Raw genomic sequence first — 1,086 nt, forward strand, 5'->3', positions numbered from 1 at the left:
GCAGCACCGGCACTCCCGCGACCAGCCCGGCGGCGCCGGCGATCGCCAGGCCGTGCTCCGGTCCGGCCGCTTCGACGAGGAGGCCGCCGAGCAGGATGCCCAGCCCCTGGGCGGCGACCATGCCGGAGGAGGCCAGGCCGACCGCCTGTCCCCTGCTCTGCGGCGGTGCGATCCTCACGTACTCCGCGTTGGCCGCGACCTGGTAGCCGGTGAGCACCCCGCACACCGTCCACAGGAGCAGCAGAACCACGTAGCCGGGGTCCGCCGCGCTGGCCACCAGCGGCGCACTGGCCGCCACCGCCATGGGGGCCATCAGCGCCATCCGCCGCGATTCGGTGAAGAACCTGGACAGCACGAACACGCCGACGACGTTGCCCACGGGCAGGGCGGCCATGAGGAGCCCCGCCTCCGCGGTGCCCAGGCCGAACGAGGCGGCGTACGGCACCGCGATCGCCTCGGGGATGACGTGGAAGCCCGACAACATGGCCAGGCCGAGCAGGCTGCGCAACGCGCGATGCCCGGCCACCAGCCGCAGCCCGCCGAGCAGGGAGATCGGCTGCTTGCCCGCGGCTGCCGGGCGCCGGCGCACCGTGGCCAGGGTGAGTGACGCGGCGGCGGCGAACGTGGCCGCGTTGATCAGGATGGCCGTCTCCGCGCCGGCCAGCGCCACCACGATGCCGCCGCCGGCGAAGCCGAGCAGCGTCACGACCTGGTCGCTGAGCTGGTGGACCGCCACTCCGGTCTGGTAGAGCTCGCGGGGCAGCACGTCGGGCGTCAGCGAGATGCGTGCCGCCCTGCCCGGCGAGTCGAGCAGCTGGGAGGCGAAGACCAGGGCGCACAACGCGGGCAGCGAAAGGCCCGGCAGCGCGACGAACCCGATGAGGACGGTCCTGGCCACATCGCAGGCGATCGTGACCTCGCGCCGCGGGTAGCGGTCGGCCAGCCAGCCCAGCGCGGGCCCTCCGACCAGCGCGGGCACGAACGTCATCGCGTAGACGAGCGTGGTGACGGCGGCCGAGCCGCTGCGCTCGTAGGCGAGCACGGCCAGCGCGACGCGCGCCAGCTGGCTGCCCGCTCGCGACAACA

1 protein-coding gene is annotated in these 1,086 nt (G+C 74.4%); it reads right to left on the bottom strand.

Translation table 11 applies throughout. The features are described 5' to 3' along the window. A partial coding sequence (locus tag ABGB14_RS49980; protein WP_347650957.1) for an MFS transporter occupies window positions 1-1,086 on the bottom strand: 1,086 nt, incomplete at both ends.

Origin of the sequence: Nonomuraea sp. B10E15 (assembly GCF_039871615.1) — a bacterium.
In the GTDB taxonomy this organism is placed as follows: domain Bacteria; phylum Actinomycetota; class Actinomycetes; order Streptosporangiales; family Streptosporangiaceae; genus Nonomuraea.